Source organism: Nostoc sp. (assembly GCF_036918245.1).
In the GTDB taxonomy this organism is placed as follows: Bacteria; Cyanobacteriota; Cyanobacteriia; order Cyanobacteriales; family Nostocaceae; genus Nostoc.
The window spans coordinates 1-20,914 of sequence record NZ_JBALEF010000017.1; the positions used below are offsets into that span (position 1 = coordinate 1).

The following is a 20,914-nucleotide window of genomic DNA, read 5'->3' on the forward strand; positions in this document are numbered from 1 at the left end:
TATTTCGGCGAACGCATTTGTTATTTCGGCGAACGCATTTGTTATTTCGGCGAACGCATTTGTTATTTCGGCGAACGCATTTGTTATTTCGGCGTGTCCATAACGCACCCTACAAAACTACTAAAAGAGTTGAAACCTATGCTAGTCATACTTGTGTATACACCCTAGCCCTTTGGGAGAAGGGGAGACGCCAAGGGCATAGCGAAGCGTAAAGCCTTCTCTTTCAGAGACGCTAACGCGAACGGCATGGCAACTCTTAGAGACGCACTCACGAACGCTTAGAGCGAGTCCGCGTTCGCGCAGCGTCTCGCAGAGAGCGTCACGAGCATCATTATGAATTACGAATTAGTTATGATATTCCAGTTGACTTTTAGATAGCCAGGTTCAATGTGGGTAAAGTGTTTGCTCAATTGCTGATGTGCTTTTGGTAGCGCGTGGAACGGAATTGATGCGTATAAATGATGCTCTGCATGAAATGGCATATTCCACATGAAAAATCGTACACACCAGAGTGTGAGGGTTGTGCGGGTATTGGTGAGCAGATTTGCATCAAGAGTGCAACCTGTATGTTCTGCCCACACCAGCGCGAAAAATTTGTTCTGCGGTTAAATTCAACTCTGGCAAAGTTGGCGATTGGATACGGTCATTACCTCGAAATTTATTAATTACAGCAGTTTTCATGTATTTGAACCACACCTGTTGTAGGGGCACAAGGACTTGCGCCCCTACTGCGTGGTCTATTTACCTGAAAATAGCTGTAAATACTCACCTTCTTCTAAACAGCAAACCAAGATAGTAGATTGTTTTGGCTTGCCAATGAATTCCCTACCGCCCAATGCGGCATAATCAACAATCCAGTATTCAGAAATTCCCATTTGTTCATAGTCAGCATATTTTTTGTGGTAATCATCACGCCAATTACTACTCACTATTTCCACTACTAAAGGAATAGATGCAGCAAGGCATACAGTAGATGCTTTTTTCCACAGAGGTTCACTACTGAACGATAGAAAAATTCTGCTTCGTTAGACATAATATTGATAGCGGAATAATTTAAATTTTTTTTTCACAAAGTTTATTGGTAAATTTATACATTTTATACAAATTATACACTATTCAAACATTTATTCAAACATGGATTTAACAATAGAATGTTATCGTAAAAATTGTTAGTAAATTTTTTAGCCGATCAAAGAAATACTTGATATTGACGATGCTGCCATGAAAGCTAGTGCTTTTAATATACTAGTACAGCACAGCGTAAATAAACCACACATTCCAAATCAACGAAACGCTTATGCTATATACCTGTTTGAATTTTGAATTGTGAATTCCGCCTTGCGGTACTAGTTACTGCAATCAAAGCTGTTAAGGGAGTAGATACTTTCAAAGGGAATAGCACGTTACCCGTTTTTGTGCCTACTGATCAGACGTTTACTGAACTTTAAGCAAACACATATAAATGCACTGTTTAAGGTTTTCCAAAGTTCAAGAAAATCTCCAATTTGGAACTGTGATGCATATAAATAATAGATTTTCTACTAATCATTCCTTTCTTCAAGGGCTACGAGTACTCCTTGTAGATAATGATGTCAATTTCTGCAATTCGTTGACACCAATGTTGCAATCCTATGGTATGAACGTGCAAGCGGCATTTTTAGGAGAGCAAGCTTTGGAAATATTTGTGCAATGGCAACCTGATGTCCTCTTGAGTGATATTTCCTCGCCAAATGAGGATAGCTATGCTCTGATTCATCAGGTGAGAACACTTACGGGAGAACGAGGCAAAGTAGTACCAGCGATCGCTCTCACAGCCACTGTAACTGAAGACATGTATCAACATGCTCTTTTAGCTGGGTTTAGTCTATGCTTTGCTAAACCCTTAGTTGTTGACGATTTTGTTGCTGTGCTTGGCATTTTAGCAATTGCTAATAATTCTTATTCACCCTCATGCTAACTAGCTCTAATTAATGTCTTAGATATAGTAGTCTAAGTTTGAAAAAGTAATGAAATAGGTCATTTATTGGTGAGGATGATTATTTTTGAAATGTTACTAACGAACTTGAAAAATGATAGAATTAATCTCAGTAGTTATAAAATGTGTGTTTTAAATCAATTAGTTTTGCTTTTGAGTAGCGGAATTATTGGTATTGGATTTATCCTAGCTTCTTACTTCTTGGCACTGACTTGGATTTAGGAAACTTAAATTGTTCATAGTTTCTAGTTTGGGAATATTAAGATAAAAATATAAACTTGCTAAGTTCCTTTTCCTGAGCAAGCGAAAATCGAGAAAATGAGAGCTAGGCGTGATTTGAGAACTTAATTCATCGAATCAGCCTTAATTTATTTAATTTAGACTCAAACTATTATTAAAGACAGGGCAAGTAAGTAAACTGACTTAAAATATAAACCTGATCTGCCAAACCATTGCAGTGCTAAACTTCATTCTATGACATCATCTGATCAACCCTCTGAGCTACCTGTATCTGAATCTACCGCTAATGAAGCGTTTGACATAGAGCAGCAAGACAATATAGATGCTTTATTTCCCATCGTTGGCATTGCTGCCTCTGCGGGTGGATTAGAGGCATTTACGCAGTTGCTCAAATATTTGCTTACCGATACAGGGATGGCATTTGTGCTGATTCAACACTTAGACCCTAACCATAAGAGTCTGTTGAGCGAGATTCTGGGAAGAACAACTCAAATGCCTGTCAGCGAAGTGCAAGATGGCGTGACTGTAGAACCTAACAAGATCTACATTATTCCGCCTAACACTAAGATGATGTTGTCTGGTGGGGTGTTGCAACTCACGCCGCGAGAGAAAATTCATGGGAAATATATGCCTGGTGATGCCTTCTTTACTTCGTTGGCAGCGGATCGAGGGCACAAAGCGATCGCAGTGGTTTTATCTGGGGCGGATGGAGACGGTTCACTGGGGCTGAAGGCAATCAAGGCAGCTGGAGGCGTGACTTTTGCTCAGTGTGAAGACACAGCAAAATTCGATAGTATGCCCAATACTGCTGTTGCCACAGGCAATGTCGATTTTATTCTACCACCTCAAAAAATTGCCCAGGAACTGGCAAACCTCAGTCGCAATCCTTTTATTTCTGACTCACAGCCGTTGATCCCGGTTGAGAAATTACCCGAACAGGGTGATGCCCTGGCGACTATATTTGTGTTATTGCGATCGCAAACTGGCGTTGATTTCAGCCACTACAAGCCCAACACCCTCGATCGCCGAATCCAGCGGCGAATGCTGTTGTATAAACTAGAGCGGTTGGAGGGTTATGCCCAGTATCTCCAAGACAATCCGGCTGAAGTCAAGGCTCTCTATGAAGAAATTCTGATCCACGTCACCTATTTTTTCCGCGACCCCGAAGTATTTCAACTGTTGAAAGAGCAAGTCTTTCCCAGTTTTATGCAAAACAAGTCGGTATTGCCGATTCGGATTTGGGTGGCGGGGTGTTCAACGGGCGAGGAGGTCTATTCGATCGCCATCTTGTTGCTGGAGTTTTTGTCGGATAAAGTAATCGCGCCGCCGATCCAGATTTTTGCCACAGACATCAGCGAGATGGCGATTGAAAAAGCCAGATCCGGCATTTATGCAGAGAATCAAATGATGGAGGTCTTACCAGAGCGCCGTCGCCGATTCTTTAATGCCCTTGAGGGCGATAGATATCAAATTAGCAAAGCTGTCCGCGACCTGTGTGTGTTTGCTCGACAAGACTTGGGCAGTGACCCCCCTTTTTCTAACTTAGATTTAGTTAGCTGTCGGAATGTACTGATTTACTTAGACGAAACGTTGCAAAAACGGATACTGCCCATCTTTCATTACAGTCTCAATCCGACTGGCTTTCTGCTGCTAGGGACTTCAGAAAGCATAGGTAAATATTCAGACTTGTTTACTCCCATTGACAAAAAGTATAAAATCTATACCAAGAAGCTAACCACAAATCTTCCAATTATTTCGTTCGTTACCAGCAACTATCCGATGGCAAAACTGGACGAACCGAAGCCGATGAATTCAAATCTATCGGATGAGTTTGACTTAGAGAAAAAAACTGACCAACTGATCTTAAATCGCTATGCCCCAGTGGGTGTGGTGATCAACGATAAGATGGACGTGCTGCAATTTCGGGGAGAAATCGATCTCTACCTCAAACTTGCACCGGGGAAACCGAGTCTCAACTTATTCAAAATGGTACGCGAGGGCTTGCTTGTGGAGCTACGCTCTACAATTTATCAGGCACAACGGCAAAAAATTCTAGTTAGAAAGGAAGGGTTACGGATTGAAGAGGGCGAGCTTTCAAGAATTGTCAATCTTGAGGTGATTCCATTCAATCCTGCGACTGGCGAAGAACTCTACTTTCTGGTTTTATTTGAAGAAGCTCCACCCACGGTTAGCAACCTTAGCTCTTTTAATCCTGAGAGCCAAGAGCAAGAAGACCTAGAGCGTGAGATTGTTCGGCTAAAGCTTGAACTTGCAACCGCCAAGCAAGAGCAGGCTATGACTCAAGAGTATCTGCAAGCGGTGATTCAACAGCAGGAGGACGTCAATCAAGACCTGAAAGTTGCCAATGAAGAAATCCTCTCCAGTAATGAAGAGTTGCAAAGCACCAATGAGGAACTAGAAACTGCCAAAGAAGAGATTCAGGCAACCAACGAAGAACTCAACACAACCAATGAAGAACTTCGCTCTCGAAATCTGGAATTACACCAAGTTAACAACGATCTGACGAATTTGTTGGCCAGTATCAATATCCCAATTTTGATATTGACTTTGGACTTACGCATTCGACGTTTTACGCCAATGGCGCAGCGGCTTTTCAATTTAATTTCCACCGATGCTGGACGACCCCTTAGCGACATCAGAGCGAATCTGAATATTCCTGACTTAGAACTTCTAATTTTGGAGGTACTTGACACACTCAGCGTCAAAGAATTAGAAGTCCAAACTCTGGGGGGACATTGGTACAACCTCCGCATCCGTCCTTATCGCACCATAGAAAACAAGATTGACGGTGTAGTGTTGGTGTTAATAGATATTGATGTTCTTAAACGCAGTGCAGCAACCTTAGAACAAGCCCGGAATTACGCTGAAGCAATTGTGGAGACGGTACAAGTGCCATTAATTGTGCTTGATTCTGATTTGCGGGTGAACAAAGCCAATAGCTCGTTTTATGAAACATTTCAGGTTTCACCATCACAGACAGCGCAATCTCTGGTTTTTGAACTAGGGAACGGTCAGTGGAATCTACCCGAACTGCGATCGCTCCTAGAAGACATTCTCGCCAACGATACCAGCATTCAAAAGTTAGAGATAGAGCATTGTTTTGAGCAGATTGGGCAGAAAATCATGCTGCTTAATGGTTGGAAAATTATTCAACAGGAAGATGCTCAAATGATTTTGCTGGCGATTGAAGATATCACGGAGCGCAAGCAGTTTGAGTTAGAGCGATCCGAGCTATTAGTACAGGAGCAGTCAGCCCGTCAACAGGCCCAAATCGCCAACCGAGCTAAAGATGAATTCCTGTCAAACCTCTCCCATGAACTTCGTAACCCGCTCAATACTATACTGGGCTGGGCGCAACTTTTCCGCACCCGCGATTTAGATTCTTCAGCAGTCACTCGTGCCTGGGAAGTGGTGGAGCGGAGTGCTATGATACAAGCTCAGTTAATTGATGATATGCTGGATGTCGCACGGATTACGAGTGGAAAGCTTCATTTAAACACTCGTCTAATTGATCTAGTTTCAGTAGTGGATGCCGCAATTGAGTCTATCCAATTTTCCGCAGAGGCGAAAACCATTCAAATTGTTTCAGACTTGAACTCAGCAACAGTTGTCGGAGATTTTGAGCGCTTACAGCAAGTTCTGTGGAATTTACTTTCTAACGCGATTAAGTTCACTCCAGACGGTGGGCGAGTGGAAATCACGCTCCAAGCTCTATATACTCACGCCCAGATTCGAGTCAGTGACACAGGAATTGGCATCTCGGCAGACTTGCTGCCGTATGTGTTTGAGCGCTTCCGCCAAGGAAATTCCAGCAGCAGCAAAACGACTCAGGGACTTGGATTGGGCTTGTCAATTGTCCGTCATCTTGTCGAACTTCACGGTGGAACAGTTCAAGCGCAAAGTCCAGGCGAGGGACAAGGAACCACGATCGCCGTCAGGCTGCCTCTGCGCTCAATACCGCTGGAGATTACACCGCCAACTTATTTAGAGCCGAGCGTTTTGTCAGAGACTCTGGATACATCAGATGGTAGGATTCCATCCCTTACCCTTGAAGGGTTATGCATCTTGGCTGTAGATGATCAAGCCGATAGCCGCGACTTAATCAAGTGGATGTTAGAAGACTTCGGGGCTGAAGTAGTGGTTGTGACATCGGCAAGGGAAGCGATCGCATCTCTAACTGAATCTCCTGGCAAATATGATGTACTCATAGCAGATATTGGAATGCCAGATGAAGATGGTTTCTCCCTGATTCATCAGGTGAGAGAGCTTGAGGCTGAAGCTGGGGGACAAATTCCAGCAGCCGCAATTACTGCCTATGTCAGCCAACAAGAGCGACAAATGGCAATTGATGCTGGTTTCCAAATGCATATAGCTAAACCGATTGATCTTACTCAATTGGTATTGATGATTGCAAATTTGAGTGGACGAGTCACAGATAATTCGTAATTCGTAATTCGTAATTGAAGGTACTGTCAATACGGTTCAGTTAAGGTTTTTTGATGAAAATTTTAGATCGCTAAAGATGCGATAAATCGCCGTCAAGACGAAAGACTGATTATTGTAGAGACGGCGATTCATCGCCTCTCTTGCTTTAACCGAACAGTATTGAGGGTACTGTTGTCAGATGATGTCCGGGTAATTAACCATAATAACCGGAACCCCACCCCGCAAAAGCTGCGCTTTAGCTCCCCTCCCCGCTTGCGGGGAGGGGTTGGGGGTGGGGTTCTTTTATTATTATTATGGGTGATTTGGCAGACATGATATCAAATATAGCAATACAACATTTTATTTTTGAAAATACGCGGTGTCTAAATCCCCGACTTATCTAAGAAATCGGGGATCTAATTTTTCACAAATTATTTAGAACTGCTATATATCATGTTTGAATAAACGTTTTAATTACGTATAAATTGTAGAATTTGCACCTAAAACATTCCAAAGTTATAGATGATATTTGACATTTTTACTTAAAAAGATACAACATATATTTAATTTATTTTATTAAAACATAAAGTATCAACTATGAATTGAGAAATCAAAAGCATGACTCCAACCTTCATGAAACTGCCTAAGTTTCGCAATACTCAATGGGTGAGGTTTGTTGGCGGAGAAGGGATTGTACGCAGCTACACACCTGAATCTGGCACATGGACGTATCTCATTGAGATGGCATTAGGGCTAGAACCTGACTTTGGTAGAATGGGTGCAGAAACGATGATACTCCTCAGCGAGGAAGATTTGCGTACCACATAAGCAGGTCTTTGACAGGGAGGGCTACAGCCTAGTATTCCTCTCATCAGGTAGCTGACTTAATACAGGGTTGATGTAAATACAAACACTCAAGAATTTTTATGGAAGATTTGTAGACAGTTCAATCATTTAGCTCTACCTCAATAGATAGAAAAACACTCGTATTGAGTAGGGCAGTAGTGGCAGCTAGATATAACGTGGTGGGCAATTCAAACACTGAAGACACTGGGGTTAGCAAAAAAAGTGGTAATGCCTCCTGCAAATTTCAACTGAGGCTCGATTGCATTCAGTCAAAGATTCTCAAACTGATACCAATTTGAAAAAAGAATGCAACACATAGGCAAAACCCCTCCCCTTAGCAGGGGGGGGGTGCGCGTTAGCGCAGGTGGGGTTATCTGTCGCAAACATCTTTTAAATTGGTATGACAGCTAAATTTATAAAAGTCCGAACAAATAAGGGTTTTAGATTTTTATCTAGCGATCGTGATTAAAGAAGGTTAAGCCTAACAGCTACTCCGGGTGATCTTCCTCTATTGCGGCAATAGATCGTTTGGTGGCAAAGCCGTTGAGAATGATATCTCGAATTAAAGACACCTCTTTATCCAAATTCATTGCATGATCTTCATATTTTGTCGCAGTACTAGTTAAATTGTAGTTTCTCATCTGTTCTGCCATTTGACGGGAGAATGTAACCTTTTCCTCCATTACTCGCACAGCCGACCACAGCGCATTTTCGAGATTCTGAGTTTGCTCTGCCAGGAACACACTAGCTGTAAAGGAATGCCCCGTGTGACAGCGAAACCGTAGCGGCTGTTCTTTGCCAATTTGCCAGATGCTGCCGTTGCATTCAGGGCAGGTGTAAGTCGTTCGAGTCCCGATCGCTTCTACATTCTTTAAAAACTCCTGGGTATTCATCTGCTGTTCAGCAATCTTGGATTCAATTTCGATCTCTTCGGTCACGGGATATGCCTCCTCCTCGGCGGCGGGTTCCTTTGATAACTGCACTAGTAAGTCTGGGATTTCTGCAAGCGGCAGGCAGTAATCGACGTTCACATATCGCAAGGCGCTCTTGGCCATGCTGGGGTATTCTGCTTCGTTCGGGTCTTGAACGATCGCTACTCCGCCCCGTTTCTTGATTGCCTGCAACCCCACCGTGCCATCATCGAGATAGCCAGTGAGTACCACACCTACCACCCTTGTACCATAAGCGCGGGCGGCTGAACGAAATAACGCATCAATCGCAGGTCGAAAGCGGTTTTCTTGAGGGCCGCGCACGACACGCATTGAGCCTTGATTGACCAACAGGTGATAATCGGGCGGTGCGACATAGATTCGCCCGGTTTGAATTGGCTCTCCATCTGCCGGGTGAGATGCTGGGAGAGAGCCTACATCTGTAAGAATTTGGGGGAGAATGCTGGGCTTATCTGCTGCGAGGTGCTGAACAATGAAAAGGACAGCATCAATGTCAGCAGGCAAAGTGCCCAAGATTGCGCCCAGTGCTTTGAGTCCACCTGCCGAAGTGCCAATAACAATAATGTCGTGTTCAAGCATAGATACCTTTTCTTAGTATGGTATAATATCATGTCCGCATAATTAGTTATGATTCCCCTAGTCATTACACCCCACACGCCAGGTGCTTCAAGTCGGCAGAGCCGCCCAACGCACTGGCTCCCCTTAATCCCCTCCCCGCTCTTCGGGAGGGGAGACGAAGCGTAGCTTTGGCGGGGTGGGGTGATTCGGGTTTAATAAGTAATGAAGCGGACATGATATAAGTCTCATTAATGAATATCAAAGCCTCATTAATGGAGTTCCGAGCCTCATTAATGAATATCAAAGCCTTATTAATGGAGTTCCGAGCCTCATTAATGAATATCAAAGCCTCATTAATGAATATCAAAGCCTCATTAATGGAGTTTCGAGCCTCATTAATGAATATCAAAGCCTCATTGTTGCATTCTAAAATATATCTCCTCTTCCCCCCTGCTCCCCCTGCCCCCTGCCTCTTCACAATCCCTGCCATTCTCGCTTGGAGAGTTCTTTTATCGGCAATAACAAACTGGCTTCAATCTCCTGCCGCACAACGTCTGTTAGCTCACAGTTGCTATTGAGGCAATCGATAAGCAACTGATTGGCATCGTAATATTGTTGCAATACTTGTAGTTGCTCAGGGCTGAAGTGCCACTGATGCTGAATGTTTCGATGCTTGGCGAGCATGGTCTTTAACTGTTCCATCCAGGCGGGGTAACTTTTTTGCCACCAGGTCTGAAACCTTTCTCTAGTTTGTTTTGGATCAGGCAGTAGGTCTTTAAGTTGTTGTAAAGCTTGATGTAAGCCAGCATCTCGAACAATCGCTAAAGCATTACTCAGAGCATCGTCGCAGGCATGAACATCGGCAAAATTAGATTTGCAGTCAATAGTGCATTCCATTACTAGGTTATCTAATGCGACATCCAAAAAAATACTTTGATCAAGGATGCAGGCAAGAGCAAAGTGCGGGGTAAGGTGAGGAGTCCTAGCTAGGGCAAGGTAAAATGCGCGAATTGCAGCAGGCTGAGGGGGAGCAGCAAGGGACTTTTGATTTGCCCAAGTTAAAAATTTTTGCAAATATGGATCTTGAGCCACTAGCGCATCAACTTGTTGCTTCATCAACTGCACCAGAAAATCTGCACTCCGCAGCATGGCAACCGTTAACAAAAAGATTTCACGCCACCGAGGTTCAGTAATATGACTCACCAGACGTTCTAACGGTTGTTCTAATGCTTGTAAATTATGATTGGCGACGATTTGTCGAGCAGTCAGGTATTCTTGAAACGTTAAAGAAGAGAAGGAGAAAATCCCCCGCACTCGTTCTGCCAGTAATCCATGTTGCAACTCTATTGCCTGAAGTACGCCTTCACTATCTAATTGCAATTCCTCTGGCTCCGTCGAAGCATTCGGCAAATCACTGATATAGTCGCTAATGTATTGCTCAACAATGTGTTGTTCAAAAAAGTAATTACCCTGCTCAAATGTCGCGCTAGCAACCTGACTCAGCAACTTCAGCTTTTGTGGTAATAAAAAACCTTCGTATACTTCATCCCGCTCAATTCCTTTAGTTTCATCCCATTTGCTAAGTAGCAGGTCTAAACATTGCTTATAAAACGCAGCTTTTTGGGTTGGGAATTTGTTCTGGTGATGAAAAACCCAGCAGGCGAGATGCAAAAACAAGGGGGTGATAGCAAGTCTACGAAATTGGAAGTTTTCGGGTAAATCTAGTTTCTCGATAAACTCAACTGCCTGTTCCTGTTTATCCTGGATGTTCGTTTTCGTAAGTGCTGTAAACCACTTCTGAGCAAAAGCAACAATTTGCTCAGAGGTAAATGGGGCAATTTCAACATCTGTAAAGCGTCTAAGGTTGAAAGCTTTAGCCGCCGTGCGGCAGGTGACGACAAACATATTCTTTTGATACTTTTCAGATAATTTGCGAATCTCATTGACGACACCTTTGCTCTCTTGATGTAGCACTTCATCTAATCCATCCAGCAACAGCAACACTCTGCCCTCCAACAACAAAGTTTCCAGCACAGATGGATCTGAAATTCCACAGATCAGGAATTCTTTGCAAATATAGTTGAGTAAATTGAACTCTCCCGCTTCTCTAGATTCGTCGGCAAAATCTCTTAAGGTGACAAAAATGGGAACCCGATTTCCTGCAAATCTACCTCGGTTGCATTGAATCGCCAGATGTTGTAAAAAGGTGGTTTTACCTGCTCCCGGTTTCCCCAACACCCGCAGCTTTGAGTAAGTTTCAACTGCCGTGTTCCCCGCAATTTGTGTCTGGGATACTTCACCTAAACCAAAGCGATCAAATTCTTTTGATGTAAAGTTTTGCAAGTCAGCAAACTCTAACCACTGAAAGCTGGTAATCTCCTCCAAAATGTTGACATCGATGTAAATGTCGTCGATTCTAACGGGGTGACTAACATCTAATAACTGCAAAGTGCCGCACTGGTCTTGAATTTTGTCAAAGCGTTGCGATCGCACTTGTTGGACTAGAGCATCAATATCTAAAAATTCAGCACCAGGTTCTTTTGATTCAGGGAATTCTTCTGGAGGATTAGCCGCAATCTCCCGCCAATTCAAGGACAACACAGAACAAATTTCTATAAAGATATGACGCTCAACCGGACGCCCACTAAAAAACCGCCAAATTGGTTGGCGAGTCTTTAAATTGACTTCAAAAGCCAAATTGTCTTGTGTCCACCCCTTATGAGCGAACGCTTTTTTGGCTTCTTGAATCCCAGTGAGTGATCCTTGGAGCGATCGCTTGACCATAGGAGCTTACACACATCAAATAATAATTCTTAAATTTGACACTATTGCTACATCCAATTTCTGAACTACTTAGAAAGTCAATTAACTGTTTTTAAATGCTAATGCCTTATTTAAAGTATCTTCAGCTAATATCCTATAATTGCATCTCAGTTAAACCTGTTTGTATTAAATATTATTTTTAACTACTATTCCTGTGTAGTAGCGAATTTTTGTATATGTATACTTAGAAATTCTAGTCTTGTGGCAAGTATAAAGTTTATATCCGATTGCGTACTCACAGTTATTGTAGCACTTCTGTACGCTTGTTTATAAAGTTAGCCTAATCTTGCTAGAAACTAGCAAGAGAAATGAAACCAAACTTGAGCAGCTAATTATTTATCTTTAAAATTTATAACTATTGAGATAAAATGGTTATTAATTATTAGTTCACCGCTGGCAACTGAGATAAATGTAATTCTATTAACAAAGCTTGTTAAAGCCGTATTGCTATTAAAAAATCTCTGGAAATAAATCTTTCAATTGCCGATTATTTAGCAGATATTTTAGTGATAACTGTTATACAGAAAACGATTCCGTCCTGCTGCCTTTGCTTGATATAACGACCGATCTGCCGCAAGAATTATTTGTTCAAAATCAGAACCAGGTATAGGAATCGCTGTAGCAAGCCCAGCACTCAAGGTGACATGATTGCTTACTAATGAATTCCTATGTGGAATTGCCAGTGTTTGAACAGCAGAGCAAATTGTTTGGGCTACTAATGTTGCTCCCTCCACATCTGTGTTAGGCAATATCGCAGCAAACTCTTCTCCACCATAACGGGCAACTAGGTCTGTGGAACGCTTCAGAGAATTTTTGATAGTTTTTGCAATTTTTTTCAAGCAGCGATCGCCTGAAAGATGACCATAAGTATCATTGTAATATTTGAAAAAATCAACATCCCAGATAATTAAAGAAAAAGGCTGTTGCTCTCTTGCCATGCGCTGCCACTCTTGAGCTAAATACTCTTCAAATCGTCTTCGGTTAGCTACTTGCGTTAATTCATCAATAGCAACTAATCGTTGCAATTCTAAATTATTAGCAATGAGTTTTTCCTGTAACTTATATTGCTCAATTATCCGTTTTATTCGTTGTCGCAAGATTGGCAAGTGAATCGGTTTGGTAAGATAGTCTATTACACCCATTTCAAATGCACGGTCAACTGATTGTTCATCTTCTATCTCTGCAAGCATTAAAATAGGGGTGCATTTACCAGAATCTAAAGATTGCAACTGAAGGCAACACTCAAACCCATCCATATCTGGCATAATCATGTCGAGTATTACTATATCTGGTCGCTGTTTTTCAAAAATACTTAATGCTTCTGCACCACTTTTAGCTTCTACTATTTGATACCCCTTTTGTTCTAGAAAAAATCGCAATCTTTTGCGGTTAAAGGCTTCATAGTCAATAATTAAAATTAAAATTTCATTTGCTTGAATAACAGGTTTTATTATTTCTGTTTTTTTACTGTTTTCACAACAAGCTCTGTAAATAGTCATATTTTCTACATATTTATAAAAAAGTTTTCCCACCTATTTTTCAGTTGCCATTTTGCTTATTATTTAGGATAAAAGATTCTTTATTCTAAACAATATCTCTTGTAGACAACCAAACTTTTTGAGTTAGCAATATATATGCTTTTTTTTACTGTAGTTTTTAACTTATGACAGATGCCTGTTTGAAATAATGTATTGGTATAAGTTTTATTTGTTTTAGATAAGTTAATTAAGTTTGTTTTTGTTACAAAACTTATGAATAATTTCGTCAAAAGGTTATCCAAGCCATCGAACTCGATGGCTTAAAGCAGTTTTCATGTATTTGAACCACACCTGTCGTAGGGGCGCAAGGCCTTGCACCCCTACCGCGTGGTCTATTTACCTGAAAATAGCTAGCTGTAAAGAAAAGCGAAGCACAAGGCTACTATTCAATAGACCTCTTGCATAAATCAAAAAGAAAGAACCCCACCCCGCATTTGAGTAAAGCAAACGCTCCCCTCACCTTGGTATCGGGGAGGGGTTGGGGTGTTAGGGACTTTTGCAAGAGGTCTAATATCAGTCGCAACACCATAGACTTAGAGACTTCCAAATAAAAAATAATCAATCGCAAAGTAAGCAGGGGAAGAGATATCTGATAGTCGTCTTGGATGGAAGAATTGAGTAATTTAATTTTTGGAGTTCCCTTATGGCTGAAGCGACAAGCTGAAACTGGGGACTTCCAAGGCTTGGCCAATCACCCTTCCGGTAATAGTCATAAAATCACCCACTGGGAAAAATTTCCTGAATTCGCCTTATCTCATGGGGATAAAACCCAAGTCGATCCGACTACTTATGCTGACTGTTTGCGCCAGTTGCGTTTTTTGAGCTTTGTTTGCCAAGACTCCATGTAGGTGTAGAAAACGGGCGTTAAATAAAGTGTGAGAAACTGCGAGAATACTAACCCCCCAACTACTGCTAAACCAAGGGGACGCCGTGTATCTGCTCCGGCTCCGAAACCGAGGGCGATGGGCAGCGTACCCATAAGTGCTGCCATTGTCGTCATCATAATTGGACGGAACCTCACCAAGCAGGCTTCATAGATAGCATCATAGGGCGTTTTACCGTTTTGACGGGCAATAATCGCAAAGTCAACCATCATGATCCCGTTTTTCTTTACAATACCAACTAGCAGGATAATGCCCACAAAGGCGTAAATATTCAAGTCAACTTGAAACAGCAACAGGGTTAGTATTGCCCCAAAACCAGCCGAGGGTAAGCTAGAAAGGATTGTTAGCGGGTGAATGAAGTTCTCGTAGAGAATCCCCAGCACGATATAAATCACCAAGATGGCAACTAGCAGTAGCAATCCTAAACCCTGAATTGAAGATTGAAATGCCTGCGCCGAACCTTGGAAAGCTGTACTAATAGTAGGTGGCAGGGTTTGACGGGCGAGTTCCTCAATTTTGCCAGTGACGTTACCAAGTGATACTCCTGGCTTGAGGTTAAAGGAGAAGGTGACAGATGCCAGTTGCCCTTTGTGGTTAATAGTCAACGGCCCTACATCTTTGCTCAAGGTTGCTACAGCGTTAAGAGGTACAAGTTGTCCACTAGGGGCACGAACTGAGAGTAAATCTAGAGCATTGGCATTTTGCTGATATTTTGGTTCCACGCCCATAATTACTTGATACTGGCTATCGGGGGCGTAGATGGTGGAAACTTGGCGAGTACCATAAGCATTACTCAGAGCAGTTTCGATTTGATTTGCGGTCAAACCTAGAGCCGAAGCGTGGTCGCGGTTGATATCTACTTTTACTTGCGGATTTTTGATTTGCAAATCGCTGTTGACATCTTGTAAATCTGAGAGCGATCGCAATTTCTCTTCTAAAGCTGGAGCGTACTGGTAAAGTTCCTGAATATTGGGAGTTTGCAGAGTAAATTGATACTGCGCTTTTGTCTGTTGTCCACCAACATTAATAGCTGGGGGATTTTGCAAGAATACCTTAATTCCAGGCACAACTGACAACTTTGGTCGGAGTTCCTGCACAACTTCATCAGCACTGAGATGGCGGTCATGGCGGGGCTTGAGTTCGATTAAAATTCGTCCAGCGTTGGCGGAAGCATTTGGCCCGCCAGCCCCGACACTGGAGTTGATAGAATCGACATTCGGATCGCGGTAAGCGATCGCAGCTACAGCCTGTTGATGTTTTACCATCTCATCAAAGGATATATCTTCTGATGCCTGAGTAGTTGCCGTAATTTGTCCAACATCTGCATTGGGAACAAACCCTTTAGGCACAATGATAAATAGATATACTGTCGCGACAAGAATCGCTCCCGAAATCACCATCGTTGTGCGGTGATACTTGAGTGATTTCTTCAAACTCCAATCGTATCCGCCCAATATCACATTAAAAATGTTTTCTGAAAAGTTGTAGAGACGACGGTTGAAATTTTTGATTCGGGACTGGAGACTAGGGGCTGGGGAAGGTGGCGCACCCTCTAGGGATAAGGGATTGGGAACTGGAGACTGAGAATTAAGAATTTCTTCCATGCTCATCTGCTCCCATACTCCCCTGCTCCCCTGCCCCTCATCCCCTTCACTCTCTTGCTCATGATGAGGGGGACTCAAGAATCTGGAACACAGCATGGGCGTTAAGCTCAGAGAAATTACGCCAGATACCAAGATTGCAACACTGATAGTAACGGCAAATTCGCGGAACAGTCGCCCCAGAATGCCTTCCATGAACAGTATCGGGATAAATACTGCTACTAAAGAAATGGTCATAGATAAAATTGTGAAACCAATTTCTTTAGAACCATTTAAGGCTGCTTCCATGCGGCTTTCACCCATTTCCATGTGGCGGACAATGTTCTCCAGCATGACTACAGCATCATCAACCACGAAACCTACTGAAAGGGTTAACGCCATCAGTGACAGGTTATCCAGAGAGAAGCCCAGTAGCACCATGACCCCAAAAGTCGCTACTATCGAAAGCGGTACTGCCAAACTAGGAATGACTGTTGCAGAGATATTGCGGAGAAACAGAAAGATTACCAGCACCACCAGAGCGATGGTGAGCAACAGCGTGAATTGTACATCATCCACCGACTCGCGAATTGATTGGGAGCGATCGTAGAGAATATCCATGTTCACAGCCGCCGGAATCTGTGTCCGAAAGGTGGGTAACAGTTTCTTGATTGCATCCACTACTTGAACAGTATTAGTTCCCGGTTGGCGTTGAATTGCCAAAACGATCGCCCGCACGCCAGAATTTTGGACTTTAGATGTAGATGGGGACTTCTCCCCTGCTCCTCTGCTCCCCTGCTCCTCTGCTCCCCTGCTCCTCTGCTCCCCTGCTCCCCGACTTTCCTTCTTGACAGGAAAATACCAACTCGCAATCTTATCATTTTCCACGCTGTCCAGGACTTGACCTAGTTCAGCTAACTGCACTGGTGCGCCGTTTTGATAAGCCACATTTAGGGAGCGATAGCTGGCGGCATCGTTGAGTTGACCGTTTGCTTGGATGGTAGAATTCTGCTGCTTACCGTAAAGTGTCCCAGTAGGTAGATTGACATTTCCGTTAGCGATCGCATCAGCTACTTCATCAATTCCTATTCCTTTAGCACTAAGCGATTCGGGATCAAGCTGAATTCGTACCGCATACTTTTGAGAACCAAAAACCTGCACTTGCGCCACCCCATCTACCATTGATAGACGTTGTGCCAGCAATGTCTCAGCATACTTGTCTACAGTTGACAGGGGCAGAATAGACGAATTCAGGGAGATATAAAGAACTGGCTGATCCGCCGGATTTACCTTTCGGTAAGACGGGGGATTAGGCATATTCGTGGGCAACTGCCTCGCTGCCTTAGAAATGGCAGACTGCACATCCTGGGCTGCGCCGTCGATATCCCGATTTAGGTCAAATTGCAGCGTAATCTGTGCACTACCCAAAGAACTGGTAGAGTTCATCGAACTCACTCCCGCGATGCTAGAAAACTGCTGCTCTAAGGGGGTTGCAACTGAGGCAGCCATCGTTTCAGGACTAGCTCCGGGCAGATTAGCTGTTACCTGGAGTGTTGGATAATCCACATTGGGTAAGTCGCTAACGGGTAGCTGTTGGTAAGCGAGCAGCCCAAATATGAAAATGCCAACCATAACTAGAGTCGTCATGATTGGACGCCGGATAAATAGCTCGGAAATGTTCATCGCGTTTCCTTGAATTAGTGCTGAGTGCTGTTAGCGGATAGCTAAGGTTGAGCCAGTGCTGAGTTTTGAGTGCTGAGTTAGGAGTTATTATTTCCCCTCTGCTCCCCTGCCCCTCTACTTCCTACTTCCGGTTTCACTTGGACTGTGGCACCAGGCACGAGGTTGAATTGTCCATCAGTAACTACTTGCTCACCTGGTTTCAAGCCTTGCTTAATTACCGTTTCATTCCCAACGGTGTCGCCGACGGTAATTAAACGCATTTCTGCTGTTTTGTCAGGTTTGACTACATACACAAACTGTCCCTGTTGTCCACTCTGTACCGCCTGAGAAGGCACAGTAATAGCATTTGGTTCTTCGCTTAGTTTGAGTACTACATTGACAAACTGCCCCGGAAACAGGCGCTCATCAGCATTGGCAAAAGTACCCTTAAGTTGAATTGTGCCTGTTTGGGTATTAACTCCACTATCAACAAAGGTGAGTTCGCCTCGTACTGGATGCCCTGCATCTTTAGGAGGTAAAGCATCGACTTTTAACTTGCCGTTATTTGCACTGTATTTTTTGATATCTGGCAGCAGTCGCTGGGGAATAGAAAAGTTGACGTAAATCGGGCGAATTTGGCTGATTGTAATTAGCGAATCCTCGGCATTTGCGGCATTTGCCTTGACTAAGTTGCCTTGAGTTAGCTTCAAGCTACCCGTGTGTCCAGCAATTGGTGCGTAGATGGAACTATAAGAAAGCTGAACTTTGGCATTGTCGATCGCAGCTTCATCTGATGCTACTCCTGCCTCAGCATTTTGGACATCTGCTTGGGCTGCCGCCACTGCTGCTTGAGCATTTGCCACACCACCTCGATCTGCGTTCACTGTCGCCTGTTGAGCATCAGCACTGGTTTGATACTGTTCGGCCTGTTCTTTACTAATTGCCCCTTGCTTGAGCAAACTACTATAACGTTGCGCTTGTGCATCTGCATTTGTTGCCTGGGCTTTATCCTTAACTACATTAGCTTTTGCCTGGTTCACTTGAGCGATCGCTTTGAGGACATTTGCCTGTGCCTGTTTCACCTGGGCTAAATCTTTAGCTTTGGCAGCATTAGCTTGCATCAGCGCAGCTTGTAAAGGACGAGAATCAATTTTAAATAACAAGTCTCCTTTTTTAACGTTCTGTCCTTGCTGAAAATAGACACCCGTAAGTTGACCGCCTATTTGAGACTTGACAGATACTGTAGAATATGCTTCCACCGTTCCCGTTGCCGATAGCTGTATTGGAATCGTTTTTTGAGTCGCAGTAGCAACCACCACTGGCACAGATCGTTTTTTTCCTGCTTCTTTGCCATTTGATTGGGCTTCGGAAGCATTACAGGCACTACACAAGTAGGCTAGACTTAATATAAGTAGCGAGAACCGCCCTCTTTGAATAATGCTCTGAAAACGAGGAACAGTTTCAGCAGCCAAAGACGAAGGCTTTATCGTCTGAACAGGAGCTAAACAGCGCATATCAACAATCTGGGGGAAAGGGGAAGCACAGACACATACTAGCTTGTCTTTAGACATCGTATTCTCCGCAAAATGGTTGGTTGCGATTGATTCTAATTAGATAAGCACAATATTAGTTAAACTAAACATTAGTGTACTAATAATTTCTTTTTTAGCCTACCCCTTTTGGAAAGAAATTGTCTTTAAGCCATTGCGATCTGTGACTTTATTTATCTTTGATCTATGTGCCTCAGAGTGGAAGCCTACTGACGGCGAAGCAACTTAATATTGGCAAACTAATTCGTGCCCTGCGGCATTTTTTTGTTTTTCATAAATAAATTTAGTTTCTCTGGGACCCTTTTGGCTATGAGGAAAATGATTTTCTAAAACCTCCTGCTCCCCTGCTCCTTTAACTCCCCCTCTTCTCTTGCCGTTCTTTGAGTTTCAGCATAATTTCAGCGTGCATCTCGCGGGTAATTGGGTAAAAATACGTTAAAACTAAGCCAAAAATTAAACAAACTGTCGGTATGGGGCCAACGGCAATGCGAATAGCAAACAGTGCTGATTCCGGTTGGATGGGTAGTGGACTTCCGGCTACAGATTCTTTGAAACCAGATACTTGCAAAGCATTTCCCACCAAAAATAGTCCCAAAGCTAAACCAAATTTTTGCAGCAAAACCATGAAGCCATAAAAAATGCCTTCTCTGCGTTGTCCGGTTTGCAGTTCATCTAATTCAATCACATCTGGAATCATTGACCAGGGAATTAGATAAGCTGTGGATACACCAATACCTGCCATCACAGCCATCACATACATCAAAACTATTTGACCAGGCTGTAAGAAAAATAGTCCGGCTGCTGCTATAATCCACAAACTCATTCCCAGAAAATAAACAACTTTTTTGCCGATTTTTTTACTCAACGCTCCCCAGACAAATAGCATTAACAGAGCAGTTCCTTGGACTGCAATCATGACTGTGGGCACATCTGATTCTTTGAGTCCCATACAATCGACTACAAAATAAGGAATAATGCTGGCTGTTACTTGCACACCTAGCCAAGAACAAAGATATATACCAATAACAAATAAAAAAGGTCGGTTACTAAAGACAATTTTTAGCTGTTCAAAGAAGGGGAGAGATGCAGGTTCCTCGGTTTGGCTGCGTTTGGCCTCAAAAGCTAAGATGCGATCGCGGACTCCAAAAACGCACCAATATAATCCTAAAATCGAAATTACAGTAGAAACTGCTGCTAAAACAAGATATTGTTGTTCGCGATCGGCAATCAGTGAAAAAACAATTTGCGTTAAAATCAACGATAAAATGCTGCCACCAATAGAAAATGTAAAGCGATAGCTGTTAAGGCTGGTGCGTTCGTCGTAATCTTGAGTCAGTTCTGGAGTCATCGCCGTATAGGGCAAATTCACAACTGTGTAAAACGCCTGAGATATCACCCCAATGACTACGTAATACCAAAATAATGGCCAAATATTATCACTCTGATTTGCACTAAATTGCGGTACAATCCACTGCAAGAAAAAGAAAATTCCAAAGGGAATTGCTCCATAAAACATCCAAGGAAGACGACGCCCCCAACGACGAGATTTCGTTTTATCAGTCAGGAACCCGACAAACGGATCGTTTATGCCATCCCAGATTTTGCCAATCATCAAAATACTGCCAGCTAAACCTGCAGGGATACCAGCAACATTCGTGAAGAAAACCAGCAGAAAAAAGACGGAGATATTTGCGGTGATTGCTGGCCCTAAATCTCCTGCACCGTAAGCCAGCTTTGTTTTTAAGTCGAGTTTTTCACTGAGAATATCTCGTTTGGCACCGCCATCAGCGGCAGAATCTTTCATAATAACTTGCGCTCATACTAAAATAAAAAGTTTGCGATTGCCTTCAATACTAGCCATC

Annotated in this window: 12 protein-coding genes and 1 pseudogene; 4 read left to right on the forward strand and 9 right to left on the reverse strand. The window is 43.0% G+C overall.

Annotated elements, in window-relative coordinates:
• The coding region (locus tag V7L12_RS03000) for a hypothetical protein (RefSeq protein ID WP_335082027.1) at nucleotides 1-212 on the forward strand (212 nt) is incomplete at its 5' end.
• 126 nt (nucleotides 213-338) lie between these two features.
• Here V7L12_RS03000 and V7L12_RS03005 read toward each other — a convergent pair.
• Nucleotides 339-581, reverse strand: coding sequence for a fatty acid desaturase (locus V7L12_RS03005; RefSeq protein ID WP_334823506.1), 243 nt, complete (start codon nucleotides 579-581; stop codon nucleotides 339-341).
• Nucleotides 550-998: pseudogene (locus V7L12_RS03010) on the reverse strand (Uma2 family endonuclease); the annotation flags it as partial. The pseudogene V7L12_RS03010 and the gene V7L12_RS03005, both read right to left, overlap by 32 nt.
• A 518-nt stretch (nucleotides 999-1,516) precedes the next feature.
• Between V7L12_RS03010 and V7L12_RS03015 the strand changes: the two are divergent.
• The 3 genes from V7L12_RS03015 (at nucleotide 1,517) to V7L12_RS03025 (ending at nucleotide 7,489) form a co-directional block, all read left to right on the forward strand.
• The gene (locus V7L12_RS03015; protein ID WP_335082029.1) at nucleotides 1,517-1,957 is read left to right on the forward strand and encodes a response regulator; all 441 of its coding nucleotides are present in this window, start codon (nucleotides 1,517-1,519) and stop codon (nucleotides 1,955-1,957) included.
• 492 nt (nucleotides 1,958-2,449) lie between these two features.
• A complete protein-coding gene (locus V7L12_RS03020; RefSeq protein WP_335082031.1) occupies nucleotides 2,450-6,682 on the forward strand; it encodes a chemotaxis protein CheB in 4,233 nt (1,410 codons plus the stop codon).
• A gap of 597 nt (nucleotides 6,683-7,279) precedes the next feature.
• Nucleotides 7,280-7,489 (forward strand): hypothetical protein, encoded by a 210-nt coding sequence (locus V7L12_RS03025; RefSeq protein WP_335082033.1) that lies wholly within the window; start codon nucleotides 7,280-7,282, stop codon nucleotides 7,487-7,489.
• Nucleotides 7,490-7,995: 506 nt separating this feature from the next.
• On the opposite strand, the gene V7L12_RS03030 is transcribed toward V7L12_RS03025, so the two are convergent.
• From V7L12_RS03030 to V7L12_RS03060, 7 genes are all read right to left on the reverse strand, one after another.
• The gene (locus V7L12_RS03030; protein WP_335082035.1) at nucleotides 7,996-9,036 is read right to left on the reverse strand and encodes a chemotaxis protein CheB; all 1,041 of its coding nucleotides are present in this window, start codon (nucleotides 9,034-9,036) and stop codon (nucleotides 7,996-7,998) included.
• 64 nt (nucleotides 9,037-9,100) lie between these two features.
• Nucleotides 9,101-9,505 carry a hypothetical protein gene (locus V7L12_RS03035; RefSeq protein ID WP_335082037.1) on the reverse strand — a complete coding sequence of 135 codons (405 nt, stop codon included), beginning with the start codon at nucleotides 9,503-9,505 and terminating at the stop codon, nucleotides 9,101-9,103.
• Nucleotides 9,490-11,799 carry an NACHT domain-containing protein gene (locus V7L12_RS03040; RefSeq protein WP_335082039.1) on the reverse strand — a complete coding sequence of 770 codons (2,310 nt, stop codon included), beginning with the start codon at nucleotides 11,797-11,799 and terminating at the stop codon, nucleotides 9,490-9,492. Before V7L12_RS03040 ends, V7L12_RS03035 begins: the two co-directional genes overlap by 16 nt.
• A gap of 542 nt (nucleotides 11,800-12,341) precedes the next feature.
• Nucleotides 12,342-13,337, reverse strand: coding sequence for a PleD family two-component system response regulator (locus tag V7L12_RS03045; protein WP_335082041.1), 996 nt, complete (start codon nucleotides 13,335-13,337; stop codon nucleotides 12,342-12,344).
• An 826-nt stretch (nucleotides 13,338-14,163) separates the two neighbouring features.
• Nucleotides 14,164-17,523: an efflux RND transporter permease subunit gene (locus tag V7L12_RS03050; protein ID WP_335082043.1), complete on the reverse strand. Its 3,360-nt coding sequence runs from the start codon at nucleotides 17,521-17,523 to the stop codon at nucleotides 14,164-14,166.
• Between the two features lie 77 nt (nucleotides 17,524-17,600).
• Nucleotides 17,601-19,073, reverse strand: coding sequence for an efflux RND transporter periplasmic adaptor subunit (locus tag V7L12_RS03055; protein WP_335082045.1), 1,473 nt, complete (start codon nucleotides 19,071-19,073; stop codon nucleotides 17,601-17,603).
• Between the two features lie 331 nt (nucleotides 19,074-19,404).
• Nucleotides 19,405-20,856, reverse strand: a complete 1,452-nt coding sequence (locus V7L12_RS03060; RefSeq protein ID WP_335082047.1) for an MFS transporter — start codon at nucleotides 20,854-20,856, stop codon at nucleotides 19,405-19,407.
• Between the last annotated feature and the right edge of the window lie 58 nt (nucleotides 20,857-20,914).

Bases quoted from the DNA above. Each gene is read 5' to 3' on its own strand.
- V7L12_RS03015 (WP_335082029.1), top strand. From the start codon at position 1,517: ATGCATATAAATAATAGATTTTCTACTAATCATTCCTTTCTTCAAGGG.
- V7L12_RS03020 (WP_335082031.1), top strand. From the start codon at position 2,450: ATGACATCATCTGATCAACCCTCTGAGCTACCTGTATCTGAATCTACC.
- V7L12_RS03025 (WP_335082033.1), top strand. From the start codon at position 7,280: ATGACTCCAACCTTCATGAAACTGCCTAAGTTTCGCAATACTCAATGG.
- V7L12_RS03030 (WP_335082035.1), bottom strand. From the start codon at position 9,036: ATGCTTGAACACGACATTATTGTTATTGGCACTTCGGCAGGTGGACTC.
- V7L12_RS03035 (WP_335082037.1), bottom strand. From the start codon at position 9,505: ATGGCAGGGATTGTGAAGAGGCAGGGGGCAGGGGGAGCAGGGGGGAAG.
- V7L12_RS03040 (WP_335082039.1), bottom strand. From the start codon at position 11,799: ATGGTCAAGCGATCGCTCCAAGGATCACTCACTGGGATTCAAGAAGCC.
- V7L12_RS03045 (WP_335082041.1), bottom strand. From the start codon at position 13,337: ATGACTATTTACAGAGCTTGTTGTGAAAACAGTAAAAAAACAGAAATA.
- V7L12_RS03050 (WP_335082043.1), bottom strand. From the start codon at position 17,523: ATGAACATTTCCGAGCTATTTATCCGGCGTCCAATCATGACGACTCTA.
- V7L12_RS03055 (WP_335082045.1), bottom strand. From the start codon at position 19,073: ATGTCTAAAGACAAGCTAGTATGTGTCTGTGCTTCCCCTTTCCCCCAG.
- V7L12_RS03060 (WP_335082047.1), bottom strand. From the start codon at position 20,856: ATGAAAGATTCTGCCGCTGATGGCGGTGCCAAACGAGATATTCTCAGT.